General features: G+C 43.3%; 22 protein-coding genes and 1 other annotated feature. All 22 genes read left to right on the top strand.

Going from position 1 to position 19,935, the window contains the following annotated elements:
• The first annotated feature begins 11 nt into the window (after window positions 1–11).
• The 22 genes from J2Z20_RS15860 to J2Z20_RS15965 all read left to right on the top strand — a co-directional run bounded on the left by J2Z20_RS15860 (window position 12) and on the right by J2Z20_RS15965 (window position 19,527).
• Complete coding sequence (locus J2Z20_RS15860) at window positions 12–608, top strand: Maf family protein (RefSeq protein ID WP_209852594.1); 597 nt, start codon at window positions 12–14, stop codon at window positions 606–608.
• Window positions 609–635: 27 nt separating this feature from the next.
• Entirely contained in the window at window positions 636–1,325 is a 690-nt protein-coding gene (radC, locus tag J2Z20_RS15865; protein ID WP_209852597.1) for a RadC family protein, read from the top strand.
• Window positions 1,326–1,367: 42 nt separating this feature from the next.
• A complete protein-coding gene (locus tag J2Z20_RS15870) occupies window positions 1,368–2,402 on the top strand; it encodes a rod shape-determining protein (protein WP_209852600.1) in 1,035 nt (344 codons plus the stop codon).
• 34 nt (window positions 2,403–2,436) lie between these two features.
• Entirely contained in the window at window positions 2,437–3,312 is an 876-nt protein-coding gene (mreC, locus tag J2Z20_RS15875; protein WP_209852603.1) for a rod shape-determining protein MreC, read from the top strand.
• The gene (gene mreD, locus J2Z20_RS15880) at window positions 3,312–3,848 is read left to right on the top strand and encodes a rod shape-determining protein MreD (RefSeq protein ID WP_209852606.1); all 537 of its coding nucleotides are present in this window, start codon (window positions 3,312–3,314) and stop codon (window positions 3,846–3,848) included. Before mreC ends, mreD begins: the two co-directional genes overlap by 1 nt.
• 80 nt (window positions 3,849–3,928) lie before the next feature.
• Entirely contained in the window at window positions 3,929–4,588 is a 660-nt protein-coding gene (locus J2Z20_RS15885; protein ID WP_209852609.1) for a septum site-determining protein MinC, read from the top strand.
• Window positions 4,589–4,591: 3 nt separating this feature from the next.
• A complete protein-coding gene (gene minD, locus J2Z20_RS15890; protein WP_209852612.1) occupies window positions 4,592–5,386 on the top strand; it encodes a septum site-determining protein MinD in 795 nt (264 codons plus the stop codon).
• Between the two features lie 6 nt (window positions 5,387–5,392).
• Window positions 5,393–6,544 carry an FtsW/RodA/SpoVE family cell cycle protein gene (locus J2Z20_RS15895; RefSeq protein ID WP_209852615.1) on the top strand — a complete coding sequence of 384 codons (1,152 nt, stop codon included), beginning with the start codon at window positions 5,393–5,395 and terminating at the stop codon, window positions 6,542–6,544.
• A gap of 111 nt (window positions 6,545–6,655) precedes the next feature.
• Window positions 6,656–7,531 carry a M23 family metallopeptidase gene (locus J2Z20_RS15900; RefSeq protein ID WP_209852618.1) on the top strand — a complete coding sequence of 292 codons (876 nt, stop codon included), beginning with the start codon at window positions 6,656–6,658 and terminating at the stop codon, window positions 7,529–7,531.
• A complete protein-coding gene (locus J2Z20_RS15905) occupies window positions 7,524–8,381 on the top strand; it encodes a M50 family metallopeptidase (RefSeq protein ID WP_209852621.1) in 858 nt (285 codons plus the stop codon). Before J2Z20_RS15900 ends, J2Z20_RS15905 begins: the two co-directional genes overlap by 8 nt.
• Before the next feature lie 109 nt (window positions 8,382–8,490).
• On the top strand, window positions 8,491–9,687 hold the full coding sequence (locus tag J2Z20_RS15910; protein WP_209852624.1) for an Rne/Rng family ribonuclease: 1,197 nt from the start codon (window positions 8,491–8,493) through the stop codon (window positions 9,685–9,687).
• Window positions 9,688–9,775: 88 nt separating this feature from the next.
• Window positions 9,776–9,859: a sequence feature (ribosomal protein L21 leader region), on the top strand.
• 13 nt (window positions 9,860–9,872) lie between these two features.
• Entirely contained in the window at window positions 9,873–10,184 is a 312-nt protein-coding gene (rplU, locus tag J2Z20_RS15915; RefSeq protein WP_209852626.1) for a 50S ribosomal protein L21, read from the top strand.
• 11 nt (window positions 10,185–10,195) lie between these two features.
• Window positions 10,196–10,528, top strand: a complete 333-nt coding sequence (locus J2Z20_RS15920) for a ribosomal-processing cysteine protease Prp (RefSeq protein WP_209852629.1) — start codon at window positions 10,196–10,198, stop codon at window positions 10,526–10,528.
• Window positions 10,529–10,545: 17 nt separating this feature from the next.
• Entirely contained in the window at window positions 10,546–10,857 is a 312-nt protein-coding gene (gene rpmA / locus J2Z20_RS15925; protein WP_209852632.1) for a 50S ribosomal protein L27, read from the top strand.
• A 144-nt stretch (window positions 10,858–11,001) separates the two neighbouring features.
• The gene (locus J2Z20_RS15930; RefSeq protein WP_209852634.1) at window positions 11,002–11,742 is read left to right on the top strand and encodes a Spo0B domain-containing protein; all 741 of its coding nucleotides are present in this window, start codon (window positions 11,002–11,004) and stop codon (window positions 11,740–11,742) included.
• 14 nt (window positions 11,743–11,756) lie between these two features.
• The gene (obgE, locus tag J2Z20_RS15935) at window positions 11,757–13,067 is read left to right on the top strand and encodes a GTPase ObgE (protein ID WP_209852638.1); all 1,311 of its coding nucleotides are present in this window, start codon (window positions 11,757–11,759) and stop codon (window positions 13,065–13,067) included.
• 149 nt (window positions 13,068–13,216) lie between these two features.
• Complete coding sequence (locus J2Z20_RS15940) at window positions 13,217–13,654, top strand: ACT domain-containing protein (protein ID WP_209852640.1); 438 nt, start codon at window positions 13,217–13,219, stop codon at window positions 13,652–13,654.
• Between the two features lie 36 nt (window positions 13,655–13,690).
• Window positions 13,691–14,977, top strand: a complete 1,287-nt coding sequence (locus J2Z20_RS15945; protein WP_209852643.1) for a homoserine dehydrogenase — start codon at window positions 13,691–13,693, stop codon at window positions 14,975–14,977.
• 24 nt (window positions 14,978–15,001) lie between these two features.
• Complete coding sequence (gene thrC, locus J2Z20_RS15950) at window positions 15,002–16,072, top strand: threonine synthase (RefSeq protein WP_209852646.1); 1,071 nt, start codon at window positions 15,002–15,004, stop codon at window positions 16,070–16,072.
• Window positions 16,069–17,037 carry a homoserine kinase gene (gene thrB / locus J2Z20_RS15955; protein WP_209852650.1) on the top strand — a complete coding sequence of 323 codons (969 nt, stop codon included), beginning with the start codon at window positions 16,069–16,071 and terminating at the stop codon, window positions 17,035–17,037. Before thrC ends, thrB begins: the two co-directional genes overlap by 4 nt.
• Window positions 17,034–17,912, top strand: coding sequence for a prephenate dehydratase (pheA, locus tag J2Z20_RS15960; RefSeq protein ID WP_209852653.1), 879 nt, complete (start codon window positions 17,034–17,036; stop codon window positions 17,910–17,912). Before thrB ends, pheA begins: the two co-directional genes overlap by 4 nt.
• Window positions 17,913–18,066: 154 nt before the next feature.
• Window positions 18,067–19,527, top strand: a complete 1,461-nt coding sequence (locus tag J2Z20_RS15965) for a LysM peptidoglycan-binding domain-containing protein (protein ID WP_209852656.1) — start codon at window positions 18,067–18,069, stop codon at window positions 19,525–19,527.
• Window positions 19,528–19,935: the final 408 nt, after the last annotated feature.

The raw sequence follows: 19,935 nt of genomic DNA on the forward strand, positions 1-19,935 counted from the left end.
TCCTCTTGGAAATGAAACCATTAAACCAGCTCATATTAGCATCTACTTCACCTCGAAGACAGGAGCTTATTGCTTCTCTGCAAATACCTTTTACCATTGTGCCGAGTCATGTCGATGAAGACACGCCTTCAGACTGGACGCCTGAACAGGTCGTGCGAGGGCTTGCCTTGCGCAAGGCACAAGCGGTATTTGATCAGCTCAAGGGAGATAGACCTGAAGCGGTTATTGTCGGCAGTGATACGATCGTCGAACTTGACGGCCGAATATTGGGCAAACCCAAGGATGACAATGAAGCTGTTTCCATGCTGACTTCATTACAAGGACGAACACATAGGGTGTTTACAGGAGTTGCTTGCATTCACGGTGTGACAGGTGACACGTTAGTAGAGCACCGTGTAACTTCCGTGACAATGAAGCCATTGTCACATTCAAAAATTGTTTCTTATGTGAAAAGCGGAGAACCGCGTGATAAAGCGGGTGCATATGCCATTCAGGGACTTGGCGCGACAATCGTTGAATCGATTGAGGGTTGTTACTTCAATGTTGTCGGCTTGCCAATTTCACTGCTAACGGATATGCTTGAAAAGTTTGGGGTACAGGTCCTGTAACGTATTTCAGGGGAAAGAGGGTAATTTATGGAGTCGCCTAATTATTTAATACGCGATATCCCCCATGAAGAACGACCTAGAGAGCGGATGATGCAGTATGGGGCGAGTGCGCTCAGCCATGCCGAATTGTTAGCCATTTTACTGCGGACAGGCACGCATCAGGAATCAGCAGTTCATGTAGCCCACCGAATTTTGAATCAAATAGGCAGCATTCGAGGCCTTGTTGATTTAAGCATTGAAGAATTAATTCAAATCAAAGGAATAGGTACTGCTAAAGCTGTGCAGCTTAAGGCTGGCATTGAACTTGGACAACGTCTTGCTCGGACAAGACGCGAAGAGGCGAAGACGATAAGGAGTCCGCATGATGCCGCTGAAGTGCTGATGGAGCAGCTTCGTTATTTGAAAAAGGAACATTTCGTCTGTTTATTTTTGAACACGAAAAACCATATCATTGCTCAAGAGACGCTTTCCATTGGCAGTCTGAACGCTTCAATTGTTCACCCTCGCGAGGTGTTCAGAGCAGCTATTAAGTGCAGCAGCGCATCTGTTGTCTGTGCTCATAACCATCCCAGTGGAGATCCAGCGCCGAGTCCGGAAGATATTCAATTGACCCGCAGATTAGCGGAAGCAGGGAATATTGTCGGAATTGATATACTGGATCATATTATTATTGGTGATGGGGGATTCGTCAGTTTGAAGGAGCAAGGTTATCTATAATATAATAAGCTAGATTGAGGAGAAAGAAAGGGAGATTTCAGCATGTTAGGTGGCTTTACAAAAGACTTAGGGATTGATCTTGGAACAGCGAATACGTTAGTTTTCGTTCGCGGAAAAGGAATTGTCGTCAGAGAACCATCCGTGGTTGCTTTGCGCACAGATACAAAAACGATTGAAGCCGTTGGTGAGTCCGCTAAAAAAATGATCGGCCGTACGCCAGGCAATATTCAGGCTATTCGCCCGATGAAAGATGGTGTTATTGCCGATTTTGATACGACTGCAACAATGTTAAAATATTTTATTCGCCAAGCGCAAAAACAACGTTCTATGTTCCCGCGCCATCCGAATGTTATGGTATGCGTACCATCTGGGATTACAGCGGTAGAACAGCGTGCTGTCGAAGATGCAACAAGACAAGCAGGTGCTCGTGAAGCTTATACGATTGAAGAACCATTCGCTGCGGCGATCGGTGCTGATTTGCCGGTTTGGGAACCGACAGGAAGCATGGTTGTAGATATCGGTGGAGGTACAACAGAGGTTGCGGTTATCTCGCTTGGCGGTATTGTAACTAGTCGTTCTGTTCGCGTTGCCGGAGATGAAATGGATGAATCCATCATTCAATATATTAAGCGTCAATATAACTTGATGGTCGGTGAAAGAACTGCAGAGCTTCTTAAAATGGAAATTGGTTCGGCAATGCCCCTTGATCAAGTACAAACCATGGAAATTCGTGGACGGGATCTAGTGACAGGATTGCCTAAGACAATTACGATTACTTCTGATGAAATTACTGAAGCTTTGACAGATACGGTTAATGCAATTGTTGAAGCAGTGAAAGTAACGCTTGAGAAATGTCCGCCAGAACTTGCAGCTGACATCATGGACCGCGGCATTGTGCTTACAGGAGGCGGAGCCCTGCTTCGTAACTTAGACAAGCTGCTTGCGAATGAAACTGGTATGCCAGTTGTCGTTGCTGAAAATCCGCTAGATTGCGTAGCTATTGGAACAGGCAGAGCTCTCGAAAATATTCACCTGTTTAAAAACAGAAGCAGTTCAGCTATGCGCTCTAAACGTTAATTTTACATTCGGATACAAAAGTTAAGGTTAGAGGGTGTTGGAACTGTTTAAGCTGCTTGGCAATAAAAGATTATTTATTTTGCTGATGGGACTCGTGTTGTTCATCGGATTAATGGGTTTTACGATTGGTCCTAGAACGACTTTGAGTTGGCCGGAAAAGTTCACCCGGGACACGATCGGTTTCGTGCAATATGTCTTTTACAGGCCCGCTGGCTATATAGCGGGCTTCTTTGAAGACATAAGCACCTTGCGCTCATTATATGAAGAGAATGAACAATTAAAAACGGCTTTGGCTCACTATACTCGTGACAAAGCTAAATACAATTACATTGAGCAAGAGAATGAACGGCTCAAGAATGATCTTCATTTTACAGAAGAACAGCGTAATAAATATAATTATGAATATCGTATAGCTCAAGTTGTCAGTGTTAATAATGATCCGAACAACCGTACACTCGTCATTGATCTTGGCGCGCGAGATGGCGTGAAGCAGAATATGTCTGTTACGTCTGCTGAAGGTTTGGTAGGTATTGTTAGTCAAGTGAGTAATTTTACTTCCACTGTAAAACTGTTAACCTCGATGGATGCTAAAGATCCGAATTCCAAAGCCATTGCTGCAACAGCTTTAGGAAAAGAAAATGATAGCTTTGGAATGATCGAAAGCTATGATCAGGCAAGCGGAACATTCATTATGACCAAAATAAAAGAGACCGATCCTCTTCAAAAAGGAGACACGATCGTATCATCAGGTATTGGCGGAGTTTTCCCAAGAGGGATGGTTATAGGAACGGTCGTGAGCAGACAGGTTGGCGACTTTGGTCTAACGAATACGGCGCAAATTAAGCCAGCTGCTGATTTCTCCGATTGGAAGGAACTGTTTGTGGTGTTCACACCGGAGGTTAAAGAGTAATGGCTATGCGTCGAAATATTTTGGTGGCTTTGCTATTTATTCTATTTATTATAGAAGGGACTATTATTCCTTGGCTCGTTCCTGACGCATGGCAGACGAGAATTGTTCCTCATCTAGTTTATATCGTTATACTTTTTGTTGCTGTGTATGGTCACAGGCACACCGCGTTAGTTCTTGGTCTCATTTTTGGTATGATCCATGATGTTGTTTTCTATGGTCAAATTATCGGTACCTATTCGTTTGCTATGGGGTTGTCCAGTTATTTGATGGGATTGATTTTTCAGGCACCAAGAGCGCCGTTGCCGGTTATGATGACTGTGGTGCTATTAGGAAGCTTATTGTTCGACGGTATTCTTCATGCACTTTATACTTTGTTTCATTTAACAGACGAGTCTTTTGATTTTGCATTTGTCGACCATATGCTTCCAAACCTAGTGATTCATTTTGTGTTCGCTCTCGTGATCTATGTTCCATTGCGGCGTCAATTAGAGATGCTGTATCGAAGACGGAGAGCTTCAAGAGAGGATAAAGCGTAGTTCAGCTGTTCATTTTTTGCCTGTACAAGCAGGAACTTTGCTTACTTGGCACGAAATGAATAGTAGGGAGGGACAGGCTTATGACCGTAAAATCAAATTACGTGACGATTAAGGGCATCAAAGATGGCCTGGTTTTCCTGCTTGATGATCAGTGTGATATTACAGAACTGCTAAGCGAGCTTCGTTACAAACTTGAACACAGTCACCAAAATATTTTGACGGGTCCAATTATACATGTCGATGTGAAACTCGGATCACGTCTAGTGACCGAAGATGAGAAACAATTGATTGTAGACGTTTTGAAGCAGAAGGGGAACTTGCTGATCCGATCAGTTGAGTCGCTTTCCTCAGAAGAGGATTCCTCCAAAGATCAAATTTCTACAATCATTGGCATGGTTCGTTCAGGTCAAGTTCTGCATCATGAGGGAAATTTACTTTTTTTAGGCGACGTTAATCCTGGCGGAACAATTATATGCACCGGTGATATCTATGTGCTAGGTTCGTTAAGGGGAATGGCACATGCAGGGGTAGATGGGAATGAAGGAGCAATTATTGCAGCCTCTTACTTTTCACCAACTCAGCTAAGGATTGCTGATATTATTAGCAGACCGCCCGATGAATGGGAGACTAGGGAATCCGGCATGGAATATGCTTATTTATTGGATGGTGTCATGCAAATTGATAAAATAACGAATATCGTTCGTTTGGGCCGGGATTTTAAAGTGTTTAAAGGGGTGTAGCACATGGGAGAGGCTATCGTCATCACTTCAGGTAAAGGCGGCGTCGGCAAGACTACTACGTCTGCCAACATCGGTACCGCGCTTGCGCTGCAAGGGAAAAAGGTATGCTTAGTCGATACGGATATCGGGCTGCGCAACTTGGATGTAGTCATGGGACTTGAAAACCGCATTATTTATGATTTAGTTGATGTTACAGATGGACGGTGCAGACTTAATCAAGCGCTTGTCAAAGACAAACGTTTTGATGAGCTGTATATGCTTCCTGCGGCACAGACGAAGGACAAAAATGCCGTAACGCCGGAGCAAATGAAAGACATTATTTTGGAGCTTAAAAAGGATTTTGAATACGTCATTATTGATTGCCCTGCCGGCATTGAGCAAGGATTCAAAAATGCAATTGCAGGTGCGGATCAAGCTATTGTCGTTACGACACCAGAAAATGCTGCTGTCAGGGACGCTGACCGAATTGTAGGATTGCTTGAAAGTTCGCACATTCAATCACCGAAACTCATCGTTAACCGAATTCGCGCGAATATGGTTCGTTCTGGTGATATGCTTGACATTGATGATATTTTACAAGTACTTAATATCGACTTAATTGGTATCGTGCCTGATGATGAGCTTGTCATCAGAGCAGCTAATTTAGGCGAGCCTACGGTAATGAATCCTGATTCGAAGGCGGCTATGGCTTATCGTAACATTGCAAGACGTATTCTAGGTGATACGGTGCCTTTAATGTTGCTCGATCAGAAGAAGAGTGTACTTACACGTATGAAGAAGTTTTTTGGAATGAGTTGATATGAAGTGCTTAACAAATTAAAACGTATGGATCTAGGGGTGATCAGCATCATGGCTGTTTTCATGGTGCTGAGTACCCTTTTTGTTCGTAGTGCCATCGCTCCGACTCCGAAGTTTACCGGTTATGACATCAAGACAATCTTGTTTTTTGTCATCGGCTTTATTGTCATGTTTGCTATGGCATATACTGATTATCGTGCGCTGCTTAAAAAAAGTTGGTATTTATATGCGATTGGTGTCATTTTGCTTGTGCTCGTTTTTGTCGCAGGTGCTAAAATCAATGGTGCCAGAGGATGGTTTGTTCTTCCAGGCGGAATTCAATTTCAGCCAGCGGAAATGGTTAAAATCGTGATTATCTTAACTACAGCTTGTCAATTAGGGAAGCGGTTCGGAGCTCCATTGCAATTTCGCAAAGACGTTCTTCCGATTGCAAGCCAGGTTCTATTGCCATTCTTGCTCGTGCTCATTGAGCCCGACCTCGGTAATGCCATTATTTATTTGGTCATTCTAGTAGGGATGCTGTGGATTGGCAATATGAAATACCGTCACGTCATGATTGGTATGACTGTTATTGTCGCTCTGCTTATCGCCGTCGTCGCCTTGTTTACGGCATTTAATGAACCTATTAAGGAGTATTTAACATCACATAATAAGCTCCATTGGTATCAACGTATAAATACATTTGTTGATCCTGGTAATGCGTCTAAAGACGATAAACACCAATCAGAATATGCGCGTATTGCTATAGGTTCAGGCGGTATGACAGGCGATGGATATATGAACGGAGCACTGAAAAATAAAAAGTTCGTGCCGTATCCTTATTCAGATTCCATTTTTGTCGTTGTTGGTGAAGAGTTTGGTTTTATCGGCGGATCGGTGCTATTGCTGCTCTATTTTTTACTCATTTATCGTATGATTATCATTGCGCTCGATTGCTATGACAGGCGAGGAGCTTATATCATTGTCGGAATTATTACGATGTTCGTATTTCAAATTTTCCAAAACGTAGGAATGATGATCGGTCTGATGCCGATTACAGGCATTACACTTCCTTTCATCAGCTATGGCGGAACTTCCTTGCTTTTAAATATGCTCAGTATAGGCATTGTACTCAGTATTAAAGTGCATCAAGAGAAATATGAGGTTAAAACAGATTGAACCGGTGCTATTACAGCCTGGTTTTTTTTGTTGCCTAGAGCTTGTTCATATTCTGCTTATTCCCTTCATAACATGTAAGTAGAACAAGCCTCGCAAAGGGGAATGAAGCTGATGGATATTAAATCAAATATTAAGCAGCGCAGAGAACGAAGAATTGAGCAGCTGCTCACCGAAGAGCAGTCTAATTCGAGATTCGCCCGATTTGACCAACCCCGCCTTAACCAAGAAAGTATGAACACTAAAATGTTACCGACGGTTAGCAGAGGGGTGCTTCATAACGATTATGAGGAACTGGACCCAGAGGTGCTTTGGAAACGTGAAAGAGGCAAGTGGAATGAACAAGGCGGTTCAGATGCACATCAACCGCCCTCGTTCATAAAATCATTTTTGCTTCGAACGCTCATTAGTGCGATTATTTTCGGTTTGCTATGGTCAATGAACGATATCAACTCACCATGGTCGGTCCGCGTAAAAGCCTTTGTTTTACAAGCGTTGACGCAAGAAATGAATTTTGAGCAAATTGAGGTATGGTACGAAGAGCATTTTGGGGGAGCACCTACATTCATTTCTATTTTTAACGGCGACGATAGAAATGCAACCAAGGTGAACGGCACGAGTTCCTTTGTGTCGCCATTGTCTGGAACGATTGTGCAATCTTTTGACGAAAATTTAAGAGGAATTGAAATCGCTCCAACGCAGCAAAGCGCCGTTACAAGAGTGAAAAGTATAGAAACGGGCCGAGTTCTTGAAGTTTCTCATGCGGCTCAAGCTGGCGAAACGGTGAGAATTCAACATCCGGATGGATATGTTTCTATATATAGTAATCTAAGCAAGTCTGTTGTACAGGTCAACGATTGGGTGGAGGGAGGCGACATCATCGGAGAGCTTGCAGAAGTATCCTCTCCTGACAAACAAACGACGCTTTTTTTGGCCATCTTAAAAGACGAGCAGTATATTGATCCAGCGGAAGTGATTCCTTTTGACTAGATGGTTAGGCATCTCAATCTCACTTCATCCGCTTTTTGTTATAGTCATGATCTTTTCTGTTTTTACAGGTCACTTTATAGAACTGATCACCTTATTCGTGATCGTATTTATTCATGAGCTTGGTCACGTGGCTGCTGCCTACTTGTTTGGTATTCGGGTCATTTCGATTCAAATGCTGCCTTTCGGCGGTGTTGCCATCATGGATGATACATCGAAGTTGACGGTGCTTCGTGAGATTGTCATTGCGCTGGCGGGTCCGTTTCAAAATGCAGTTATGATTGCTTCGGCTCTTGTACTTCGTTCATTTGGTGTGGGCGATGCTGCATTTTTAGATTACATTATCCAAGGTAATATGATGATTGCGCTCTTTAATCTGCTGCCAATTTTGCCGCTTGACGGAGGTAAAGTGATTCAAGCGCTAATCAGCACCGTTTTACCTTACCATAAGACGTTACTTTGGAATGGAAGGATAAGCGTCTTGTTTAGTACGCTGGTTATACTTAATGCGGTGAGGCCTCTTCTATTTGAGCAAGGGATGGTGCAGCTTAATTTATTAATGATTGGTATATTTCTACTTTATTCGAATGTGATCGATTATCGGAACGTTCCATATCGATTTTTTCGTTTTCTTATGAATAGAGATACGGTATTTGCAAGACATTTGCAAGAGGGGGCATTAGCTCAGCCAATTATTGCGGACGCGGCGAAACCTTTAGAAGGGATTATGCGTTTATTTATGAGAGAGAAGTACCATCTCATTTATATCATGAACAATCGTGGCCAAATATTGACCGTTTTACCAGAGCAGAAAATTATTGATTCCTTTTTTGCTGCTAATCGCAAACCTTAGCTTCACTTGAAGTGCGGCTGCCCGATTAAGCGTAACGGATAAATGCGAAGTTCGTAGATAAAGGAGTTCATGGTAAAATCGATAAAATGACTTCTACAGAGGTGAAGCCATGAAGCAGATGATTGTTCACTGTCAGCCGGATGTGACTCAAATGGCGCTGATGGAGAATGGGAAACTTGTGGAGTTTGCTACTGAGCGCTCACAGGGAGGCGGGCTTGTGGGCAGTTTTTTTAAAGCTCGTGTTGTTAATGTGTTGCCCGGCATGCAAGCTGCTTTTGTCGATATTGGACAGAAGAAAAATGCTTTTCTGTACATCGATGATGTGCTTCCTCCTCATTTGGAGAAGCAGCCTAAAGTGAAACCGTCAATTACACAGTTGCTCCATGTCGGACAAGACATTATTGTTCAAATTGCCAAGGAGCCGCTTGGTACGAAGGGGGCCCGTGTAACGACCCATTATTCTTTGCCAGGCAGATGGATCGTCTATATGCCTTACGCTGATTACGTCGCCGTATCCAAAAAAATCGAACGAGAGAGTGAACGGTATCGTCTGAAGCAATTGGGTGAGGAACTCCGGCATGATGGAGAAGGTCTCATATTCCGAACGTTAACGGAAGACGTACATAGCCATTTGATAGCCGCGGATCTAGATTTGCTTCGCAAGCAATGGTTCAATATTTTGCAGCTGGCCGAGTCCAGCATATCCCCTGCCAGGCTTCATCAAGATTTGAGTATGCTGCAAAGGCTGATCAGAGATGCGTATACTCCTTATACTGATGAGCTGATACTCGATAATAAGGTACAGGCTGAAGAAGCAGCAGCTTTCTTGCAAGCGATGATACCTGAAGCGAACCCTAAAATTGCGGTCTATCAACAAGATGAGCCTATTTTTATAACATACGGGGTTCAAGCCGCGCTTGAAAAAGATTTGCAGCGGAAAGTTTGGCTCCCAAGCGGCGGATATATTGTATGGGATCAGACAGAAGCACTTACTGTCATCGATGTGAATACAGGGAAGTTCACAGGTGGAGATAATTTGGAGGAGACGGTATTCCAGACTAATCTTCAAGCTGCTGCAGAAATTGCGAGACTCATTAGACTACGCGATGTCGGCGGGATTATTATCGTTGATTTTATTGATATGGAGCTGGAGAAGCACAGAAATGAAATTGTCGAATTGCTTGAGCAAATGATGAAGAAGGATCGTACGAAAAGTCATGTGGTCGGTTGGACGAAGCTTGGACTTCTTGAAATGACTCGTAAAAAAGTGCGCGAAGAAACCGGATCCTTCCTCTCACAACGATAACTAAGCATATTTCGGCACAATTATTGATTTTTAAACACAAGTATGTTATTATCCTAAAGTATGTGTTTTAGTTTTGTTTTAACTGCTGCACATGCTGTAACCGCTCCGATCGGGTATGAAAGTGCAGACTTAAATAGTCTGTCACCTGAATTAGGCGAGTCTGAGACATGAGGAGGTGCAAGCAAATGTACGCAATTATTGAGACAGGCGGCAAACAATACAAAGTTCAAGAGGGCGATGTATTGTACATCGAGAAACTAAATGCAGGTGACGGCGAAAGCGTAACGTTCGACCGTGTATTGGCAGTTTCTAAAGACGGCGCTTTGGTAGCTGGTACACCACTAGTTTCTGGTGCATCCGTAACTGCTAAAGTTGAAAAACATGGCAAAGGTCAGAAGGTTGTTGTATACAAATACAAACCTAAAAAGAACTACCATGTAAAACAAGGTCATCGTCAACCTTACACTAAAGTGACTATTGAGAAAATCCAAGCGTAAGCAGGTGCGATATGATCGTCGTACACATTTTACGCAATCAGGATGGCAAGATTCGCAGCTTTCAGATCGAAGGGCATGCTGGTTATGCGATTGCCGGAGAAGATATCGTCTGTGCTGGTATATCAGCAGTGACGGTCGGAACGGTTAATTCCATCGAGGCATTAACGGGGACTGTATTGAACGCGAAGATGAAGAACGGTTTCTTGAGCGGTTCTGTGCCGCGAATTCAAGATGCTCACACTTCTGATCAAGTTCAACTGCTGCTGGAATCGATGGTAGTCATGCTTCGCAGTATTGAAGAATCGTACGGTAAGTATATACAAATAAAAGAACAAACTACTTAAAGAAGGAGGTAGACAACATGTTAAAATTGAATCTTCAATTGTTCGCATCGAAAAAAGGTGTTGGTTCCACAAAGAACGGACGCGACAGTATCGCTAAACGTCTTGGCGTTAAACGTGCTGACGGTCAAGTCGTAACTGGCGGAAGCATCTTGGTTCGTCAACGCGGAACGAAAATTCATCCGGGCACTAACGTAGGCATCGGTAAAGACGACACTTTGTTCGCGAAAGTGGACGGTGTTGTGAAATTCGAACGTTGGGGTCGCGATCGCAAAAAAGTGAGCGTCTACCCGGTTGATGCTGCTCCAGTAGCAGCAACAGTAGAAGCGTAATGGCTTTTCATTAAAAGTATTGAAGCCCTCGGCATTCATGCCGAGGGCTTTTCTGTAGTTCTATAGTGAACGAAAGAGACTTCCTGTGTTATACTGATTGGTGGTTAAAATATCCAATTTGAGAATAGGGAACGGGGAGAAGCTATGAGTTTTTGGAACAGGATACCGGGAATAGCAATCGTATCGGTATTAATTCCTTTGCTTTTCGCATTTGCTGTAAGATCGACTCTTGCGTACGTAATCTTATTCATTTGGATGACAGGCGTATTTGCTTTTTGTTTGTCATTCATGCGTAGATACTATGAACGAGAGAACAAACGGAACATCGCAGCGATACAACGCACATCGATTAAGACACTGGGCCATCATCGTCATGATTGGATGAATGAACTTCAAATATTATACGGATATATAAAACTTGGTAAGGTTGATAAACTTGCGGGCTGTGTGGAAAGAATAAAAGAACAGATGACTGTGGAAAGTAAAATTTCCAAGCTCGGCATTCCTTCTCTTGTTTTTTATTTGCAATCGTTTCGTGCATCGGGCAGCACACTGCAATTAGATATACGGATGGACGATGATTTGGATTTAAGAGATAAACTAACGGCTGAGCGTGAAGAACAATTGACTCAGGCAATTATAGATATGATTAGGGCGTATCAATTCACCGCAAGACAATCGTGGGAAGAGGATCTTCGGCTTACGATGACCTTTACCGCATTAAATAATGAGGTTATTATCAAGTTTGATTGCAATGCTTCTGGTGAAGATTCGGGCGTTCTAAGTAAGCAAATTGATCAAGTGGTGCAGGGCAAAAGAATAAAAGCGGAGCAGCTTCATCCACATAGCGCCTCGTTTCAATTGCGCGTACCGGTGAAAATTTGAATAGAGGTGAAGCCATGTTTGTAGATAAAGCTAAAATATATGTAAAGGGCGGCGATGGAGGCGATGGTCTCGTTGCGTTCCGACGTGAAAAATATGTTCCCGAAGGGGGACCAGCAGGCGGCGATGGAGGAAAGGGCGGCGACGTTATTTTTCAAGTAGATGAAGGATTGCGTACGCTGATGGATTTCCGCTATCAACGTCACTTTAAAGCGAAGCGCGGAGAGAAAGGCCGCAATAAAAGCCAGAACGGTGCGAATGCCGAAAATATGATCGTACGCATTCCACCTGGAACTGTCATCATTGATGATGATACACAGGAAGTGCTCGCTGATTTGACTCGTCATGGTCAACAGGTGGTCGTAGCTAGAGGGGGCCGAGGAGGACGAGGCAACATCCGGTTCGCGACACCGAATAACCCAGCTCCTGAGCTCGCTGAGAATGGTGAAGAAGGCGAAGAACGGTATATTGTTCTTGAGCTTAAGGTAATGGCAGATGTGGGTCTGGTTGGTTTCCCTAGCGTGGGTAAATCGACGCTGTTATCTGTTGTGTCCGGAGCTAAGCCGAAAATTGGCGCCTATCATTTCACCACGATTACACCTAACTTAGGAGTGGTTGAGGTTGGAGACGGCCGAAGCTTTGTTATGGCTGACCTTCCAGGACTTATTGAAGGAGCCCATGAAGGAGTAGGACTCGGACATGAGTTTTTGCGCCATGTAGAGCGGACACGCATCATTATTCACGTAGTAGATATGGCTGGTTCTGAAGGGCGCGATCCTTTTGAGGATTGGGTCAAAATTAATGATGAGCTCAAGCTGTATAATGAGACTTTAGCGGAGCGTCCACAAATTGTTGCAGCGAACAAGATGGACATGCCTGAGGCAGAGGAACATTTGATGAAGTTCCGCGAGCAGGTGAAAGAAGTTCGCCCGGATATCGAGATTATGCCGATTTCCTCTTTAACTCGTCAAGGTGTACAAGAACTTATATATCGCGCGGCGGATTTGCTCGATCAAATTCCAGAAGCGCCGCTTGTGGATGAAGTGACAGAAGTGTCTGAACGTAAAGTTTATAAGCTTGATAAAAAAGAAGACGAAGGATTCAGAATCGTCCGTGATAATGAAGTGTATGTCGTTGAAAGTCCGTATATCGAACGGATGATGAAACGGATGCAGCTTAATTCTCATGATGCCATTTTACGTCTAGCACGTACGCTTCGCCGTATGGGCGTTGATGAAGAACTTCGGAAACGCGGTGCTGAGGATGGCACAATTGTGCGCATCGGTGATTTTGAGTTCGAATTTGTTGAAGGAAGCAGTTATTATTAAGAATGAACCGTGGATAGGTCAATTACAGACCTTCTGCGGTTTTTTTGTATATTCATTTTTTATTAGATGAAAATCTATTGCCCTGGGTGGCAGGTGTAAGTTATAATGTCCACTATATAAAAACATAAGTCTTTATGAGGAGGACGATTGTGAAGGAACGCTATTATGTGGTCCGCGAAGATATTTTGCCAGAAGCCATTGTAAAAACAATGTACGTCAAGCAGCTTCTTGCTGCTGGAGATGTTAAGACTGTGCATGAGGCTGTTGAGCAAGTCGGTCTAAGTCGTAGTGCTTTTTATAAATATAAGGACGGTATCCATCCTCTAAATCAACTGGACCGTGACCGCATCGTAACGATATCTATCGACCTCGAACATCGATCTGGTATATTGTCCAAAGTTCTGGCCCTTGTAGCTGATTATGGAGGCAATGTGCTTACCATCCATCAGAGCATTCCTTTACAGGGACGTGCCAACGTTGTTATTTCAGTAGAGACATCGTGGCTTACAGAGGAACTCGGACAATTGCTAAGCGCACTCCAAAATGCTGCTGGCGTAATACGGGTCAGCATGGTGGGTCAAGGATAAAGCTGCTTATACATAACTCATAGGAGGGGGACGGAAATGAAGCCGGTAAAAGTTGGATTATTGGGACTCGGAACTGTGGGAACTGGGGTAGTCCGTATTGTAGAAGGTCATCAAGAGGATTTGAGCAGCCAAGTAGGTTCACCGATCGTCATTGAGAAAATCGCAGTTCGAAATATAGATAAATTACGAAATATCGCTGTGGACCATAGTAAATTAACAGACGATCCTTGGGATGTGATTCGTGATCCAGAGATCGATGTCATCGTTGAAGTGATGGGCGGAATTGATTCAACCAAAGAATACTTACTGGAAGCTTTGGACCGCGGCAAACATATCGTCACTGCGAATAAAGATTTAATGGCTTTACATGGCGCCGAAATTTTGGCTAAAGCCCAAGAGAAACAGTGCGATGTATTTTATGAGGCAAGTGTTGCTGGCGGGATTCCTATTATTCGAACGCTGATTGAAGGCTTTTCATCAGATCGTATTATGAAGATTATGGGGATCGTAAATGGCACGACGAACTACATTTTAACGAAAATGAGCAGAGAAGGCGCTTCTTATGATGAAGTGTTAAGAGAAGCCCAACAACTTGGTTATGCAGAAGCAGATCCGACATCGGACGTTGAAGGGTTAGATGCTGCTAGAAAAATGGCCATTCTAGGAAGTCTAGGCTTTCGAACAGATGTTGAACTGTCTGATGTTAGCGTTCGTGGCATTTCACAAGTGACCAAAGAGGATATTGCCTATGCGAAGCGGCTTGGTTATGAGATGAAGCTGTTAGGGATTGCTGAACGGCAAGATGATGAAATTACGATCAGCGTACAGCCGACGATGGTGAAACAAAGTCACCCGATTGCTTCAGTTAATGGTGTTTTCAATGCAGTCTACGTATATGGTGAAGCCGTAGGAGAAACGATGTTCTACGGTGCCGGCGCAGGAGAAATGCCTACAGCGACTTCTGTTGTTGCTGATTTGGTTGCCGTAGTGAAGAACTTAAAACTTGGTGTGAATGGGCTGAAAGCGATTATTCCTTATAAGACGAAAAAACTGAAAACGGATGAGCAAATTGTTTACAAATACTTTTTGCTCCTGCACGTCGATGATAAAGCGGGCGTACTTGCGCAAATTACACAAATTTTTGCTGAATACGAGGTCAGTCTAGCATCGGTCGTACAGCAGCCGAATCCAGATAATCCAGATGCAGAAATCATCATCATCACACATGACGCAAGCAAAGCGAGTATGGATAAAGTACTTAAACATTTTGAGAACTTAAGTGTCATCCGCCGAATTAAAAGTGTATACCGTGTAGAAGGATAATTTACCAATAAAGGAGTTATTCAGATGAGATACGAAGGACTACTGCAAACCTACAAACAATATTTGCCGATGAATGAAAATACTCCGCTGCTGACGCTTCAAGAAGGCAACACGCCTCTAGTTCGTGCCGAGAATCTATCTAAAGAGCTTGGACTCGATCTCTATTTTAAATATGAGGGTCTAAATCCGACCGGTTCATTCAAAGACCGAGGTATGGTGATGGCTGTTGCTAAGGCGATGGAAGAAGGCAGCCGAACGATTATGTGTGCTTCTACTGGTAATACCTCTGCTGCTGCGGCGGCTTATGCGGCACGGGGCGGTTTGAATTGTATCGTTCTCATTCCTAATAACAATATTGCGCTTGGCAAATTAGCACAGGCTATGATTTACGGTGCAAAGGTTATTGCCATTGAAGGTAACTTTGACCGTGCGCTAGAAATTGTGCGCGAAATTACGGCAAAACATCCAATCACATTAGTGAATTCCGTCAACCCATATCGAATTGAAGGGCAGAAGACTGCAGCTTTCGAAGTTGTCGATCAGCTTGGAAAAGCACCTGACGTTCTTGCCATTCCTGTAGGAAATGCCGGTAATATTTCAGCATACTGGAAAGGTTTTAAAGAATACTATAACGCAGGTAAAGCTTCTACTCTTCCCAAAATGGTTGGCTTTGAAGCTGAGGGGGCAATGGCGATCGTCAAAGGTGAGCCGATTAAAGAACCGGAGACAGTTGCTACTGCGATTCGTATCGGTAACCCTGCCAGCTGGAAAACAGCGGTCGCTGCTGCTGAGGAGTCCGGGGGGCAAATCAATTACGTAACGGATGAAGAAATTTTGACAGCTTACCGTACAATCGCAGCGAGAGAAGGGATTTTTGCAGAACCGGCTTCTGCGGCATCTGTCGCAGGTGTCTACAAATTGAAACGTGAAGGATTCTTTAAAGGCGGAGAGACGGTAGTGTGTGTGCTTACTGGCCATGGCCTTAAAGACCCTAACATTGCGATTAAGAGTATTGGGCAAGAGCCGCTCGTTGTGAAAGATACGGAAGACGCCGTTATGGAGGCCATCGCTAAGCTTGAAGGAGCTGCGGTATGAGTAGGCGGGATGCTGTTCGAGTGAGAGTCCCTGCAAGTACAGCGAATTTAGGTCCGGGATTTGATACGCTCGGAATGGCGCTGGATTTGTATGCTTGGATTGAGATGAGAGCTGCAGATACGACAACTTTTCACTTGTACGGCGATGAATTGAAAGATGTTGCTGCAGATAAGAAGAACTTAGTTTATAAAGTGGCACAAATGGTATTTGATGAAGCGGGTGTATCTGTACCTGAACTCGAAATTTCCATGTATTCCGATATTCCTTTTACCCGCGGGCTTGGCAGCAGTGCGAGTGCAATTATCGGTGGCTTATATGCTGCCAATGCTCTGATTGGGTCGCCGCTTACTAAAGAACGAATGTTTGACATGGCGACATCGTTGGAGGGGCATCCTGATAATGTTGGAGCTTCTTTGTTTGGAGGCATTATTACAGCAACTTGGGACGGTATTCATGCTGATTACGTACGAATTGAACCGCCGCAACAATTAGAAGTCCTCGTTGTCATTCCTGACTTTCAGTTGCCAACATCGAAGGCTCGTGATGTGTTGCCGCAGCACATTTCACTTCAAGATGCTATATTCAACATTAGCCGTTCATCACTGCTCGTTGCAGCGCTGTTAAGCGGAAGACTTGATCTCATTGCCTCAGCAATGCGTGACCGGCTTCATCAGCCGTACCGTGCATCGCTCATTCCTGGAATGGAGCAAATTTTAGAAGAAGCAACGGAATTTGGAGCGCTAGGAATTGCTTTAAGCGGAGCGGGACCTACGATGCTGGCTCTTGTAGATCGAGATGAGAGTCTGAAAGGACAATTGGAGAGACATTTACTGAACACGATGAAACAGAAAGGTGTGCCTGCTAAATCGCTCTGGCTTAACCCGAGTTCAGAAGGAGTTGTCGTCCTTTCTGATTCCGAATCTTGTTCATTTGTGGAAATGATAAAAGGGGAAGTAAACGCATGAAACGAATAGCTCTATTGCCTGAAGGTACGGTATCACATGAAGCCGTCTCCTATTTATTTGGCAACGAACCTGTGCAGCTGCAGTATTATAAACTTATTTCTGATGTGTTCTTGTCAACTGTAAATGGCAAAAGTGACTACAGTGTCATTCCGATAGAGAATACCATTGAAGGCTCAGTTAGTTTGCATATGGACTGGCTTGTTCATGAAGTGAATCTTCCTATGCAAGTGGAGTGGGTATATCCTTCGATTCAAAATTTAATAGGAACACGCGAAGAGTTCATGGATAAAGACGGCGAAATTGATTTGTCCAAAATTACGAAAGTATTATCTCATCCCGTGGCAATGGCGCAGTGTCAGCAATTCATTAAAAAGTATACACCGGCTGCAGAACAAGAGAGCGTCAATAGTACGGTCGAAGCCATTGAACAGGTGCGAAATAACCAAGGTAAAGGTTGGGCTGCAATCGGAACAACTTTGGGAGCTGCGAAATATGGTCTCGACATACTAGCTCGTAGAGTTACTGATCATTCTAACAATTTTACGCGATTTGTATTGATTGGACCTGAAAAATTGCAGCTCAGCAAGTCTGCCACGCAATGGAAGACGAGCATTCTAGTGTCTCTTCCCGAGGATTTTCCGGGGGCTCTGCATCAAGTTCTATCCGCTTTTGCGTGGCGCAGAATCAACTTGTCGCGTATTGAGTCGAGGCCGACGAAGAAGAAGCTGGGCAATTACTATTTTTATATCGATGTTCTAGAGTCAATGGAGTCCGTGTTGTTGCCTGCTGCTATTGAAGAAATTGAAGCATTGGGTTGTCAGGTTAGAGTATTAGGTTGCTATCCAAGTTTTACATATGAAGAACTCGAAAATTAACAGCTAATCTTAAAATCCTTTCAGTTCATACTGAAAGGATTTTTTGCGCTTTTTTTGCATTAGAGATGTCAAAAGCCTATTTTCTGCATACGATGTAGTAACGGATGACGGGCGCGTGTTATGCCCTAAAAGAAGTATGGGAGGTTTTTGTCACGTGAAAATACACATTGTAAAAAAGGGCGATACTTTGTTTAAACTTTCTCAAAAGTATCAAGTGCCCTTGCAAAAATTGATTGACATCAATCCGCAAATATCGAATCCTGACCAGCTGTCCATTGGCATGAAGGTGAAAATACCATCGGAAGCAGTAGCTGTAGCAAATCACTATTCGATCATTCACAAACATGTTGTGAAGCAGGGGGATACACTTTGGAAGTTGTCTAAAGCTTGGGGTGTGTCATTAAAAGATATGATTAATGCTAATCCTCAATTAAAAAATCCAAATGCGTTGCTCGATGGTGAGGTCGTCAACATTCCTAATGTCCATCATAGTCAGAGTACGATGAATGTAGATGACAATGTCCACGGGTATTCACAAGATCAAGTTCAAACAGGTAAGAAATATACAGGACCGAAAGAGGAAATGACCAAGCCAATTGAACCAATGACCGAACTTCAATTACCTAATTTACCTAATGTGCAAGCTCCGATGAAACCAATCTTCCCAGAGATTGAATTTTATAAAGAAACAACGAACGTATACGTTCTCCCTGTCGAAACCAAAACAGAACCAACTTTTGTTAAAGAAGAGCCTTCACATGATTTATTTGCTCAATATTCTGCACCAGCACATGAAGTTATATCACCATATAAGTACGAGAATATTGAGAACATCGAGAACATTTCGAATGTAAACATGCCGAAAGAACATATGAGTTATCCCGGTGCTCCATCGATGATGTCTTATCCATGCCCGCCATCCTATCCTGTTCAACATATAATGGCTAATGAACCAAATGTGCCATACGAACATAATCCGTATTATAATGTTGCACATGTGTATGAATCTGGTGAATATACATCTCACCCAGGAAAAGCAGATCACGTTTATGAAGGGTCGTCCGACTATCCGTTTGGAGTAAACCCAAGTTATTATGGTGCTAGTAACCATGGTGTTCCAAATATTTATGGAGGAACGCACGATATGCATATGCACGGCTATGGTGCCGTACCGTATGCAGGCGCTGAAAACGTTCCTTATGAAATGCACTATGCACATGTCGCAACTCACTATGGAATGCCGCAGCCGAGTCTAATGATGCCTCAATATGCTGCTAACCAGCCTATGAGCTATATACCTTATGGAGTACAAGACGATTGCGGTTGCGGCGGCAGAGAACAGGGGCCAATCCAAGTCCAAAATGCATTTGTGGAAACAGTTGCAGAGGACCCTTCAAGATATATAGATGGAACTGGAGCTGAGGCATCTACTCAATCTGTTTCTGAAGCGCAAACGGAGCCTGTATCGGAACAGGAGAAACAAGTTAACATTTTGAATACCATTAAAAATAAAAATGCGAAGAGTTCATCACCATCATCAAGAAATAAAACGCAGAAAAAAGATCGTCGATCCAAAACAAAAACAGGTCGTCATAATCCATGGCTTAAAAACTAAACATAGATAAGAGTAAGGATAACTACTTACTCTTTTTTTATTGTCAAATCCAGAATTACAATTGGAATAATTTATATATTGATTAACGAAACAAATCTATGATACATTATAAATCCAGCCGATAACAAGCGACTTGTTCGTCAGAATAAGTGGTAGCAAGTAACGAAAAAGAATTTAAAAAAAGTACTTGCAAAAACGGCTCGGACATGATAATATATAAGAGTTGCTGCTGATAACTCAGCAAGTAACGAAAAGTGAGTTTGATCTTTGAAAACTGAACAACGAGTGAGTGAATTTCACTTCGGTGAAATTCAAAAATAGAGAACGAAATGTTCTCGTCAGTTTGATTCAAAATGAGCTAATCGCTCTTCTAATTTAATGGAGAGTTTGATCCTGGCTCAGGACGAA

It is taken from the genome of Paenibacillus sediminis (assembly GCF_017873765.1).
Classification (GTDB): domain Bacteria; phylum Bacillota; class Bacilli; order Paenibacillales; family Paenibacillaceae; genus Paenibacillus_AG; species Paenibacillus_AG sediminis.

What these genes read in the sequence shown, in the direction of transcription:
- J2Z20_RS15860 (WP_209852594.1), top strand. Translation starts at nt 12, where the DNA reads ATGAAACCATTAAACCAGCTCATATTAGCATCTACTTCACCTCGAAGA.
- radC (WP_209852597.1), top strand. Translation starts at nt 636, where the DNA reads ATGGAGTCGCCTAATTATTTAATACGCGATATCCCCCATGAAGAACGA.
- J2Z20_RS15870 (WP_209852600.1), top strand. Translation starts at nt 1,368, where the DNA reads ATGTTAGGTGGCTTTACAAAAGACTTAGGGATTGATCTTGGAACAGCG.
- mreD (WP_209852606.1), top strand. Translation starts at nt 3,312, where the DNA reads ATGGCTATGCGTCGAAATATTTTGGTGGCTTTGCTATTTATTCTATTT.
- J2Z20_RS15885 (WP_209852609.1), top strand. Translation starts at nt 3,929, where the DNA reads ATGACCGTAAAATCAAATTACGTGACGATTAAGGGCATCAAAGATGGC.
- minD (WP_209852612.1), top strand. Translation starts at nt 4,592, where the DNA reads ATGGGAGAGGCTATCGTCATCACTTCAGGTAAAGGCGGCGTCGGCAAG.
- J2Z20_RS15900 (WP_209852618.1), top strand. Translation starts at nt 6,656, where the DNA reads ATGGATATTAAATCAAATATTAAGCAGCGCAGAGAACGAAGAATTGAG.
- J2Z20_RS15910 (WP_209852624.1), top strand. Translation starts at nt 8,491, where the DNA reads ATGAAGCAGATGATTGTTCACTGTCAGCCGGATGTGACTCAAATGGCG.
- rplU (WP_209852626.1), top strand. Translation starts at nt 9,873, where the DNA reads ATGTACGCAATTATTGAGACAGGCGGCAAACAATACAAAGTTCAAGAG.
- J2Z20_RS15920 (WP_209852629.1), top strand. Translation starts at nt 10,196, where the DNA reads ATGATCGTCGTACACATTTTACGCAATCAGGATGGCAAGATTCGCAGC.
- rpmA (WP_209852632.1), top strand. Translation starts at nt 10,546, where the DNA reads ATGTTAAAATTGAATCTTCAATTGTTCGCATCGAAAAAAGGTGTTGGT.
- J2Z20_RS15930 (WP_209852634.1), top strand. Translation starts at nt 11,002, where the DNA reads ATGAGTTTTTGGAACAGGATACCGGGAATAGCAATCGTATCGGTATTA.
- obgE (WP_209852638.1), top strand. Translation starts at nt 11,757, where the DNA reads ATGTTTGTAGATAAAGCTAAAATATATGTAAAGGGCGGCGATGGAGGC.
- J2Z20_RS15945 (WP_209852643.1), top strand. Translation starts at nt 13,691, where the DNA reads ATGAAGCCGGTAAAAGTTGGATTATTGGGACTCGGAACTGTGGGAACT.
- thrC (WP_209852646.1), top strand. Translation starts at nt 15,002, where the DNA reads ATGAGATACGAAGGACTACTGCAAACCTACAAACAATATTTGCCGATG.
- thrB (WP_209852650.1), top strand. Translation starts at nt 16,069, where the DNA reads ATGAGTAGGCGGGATGCTGTTCGAGTGAGAGTCCCTGCAAGTACAGCG.
- pheA (WP_209852653.1), top strand. Translation starts at nt 17,034, where the DNA reads ATGAAACGAATAGCTCTATTGCCTGAAGGTACGGTATCACATGAAGCC.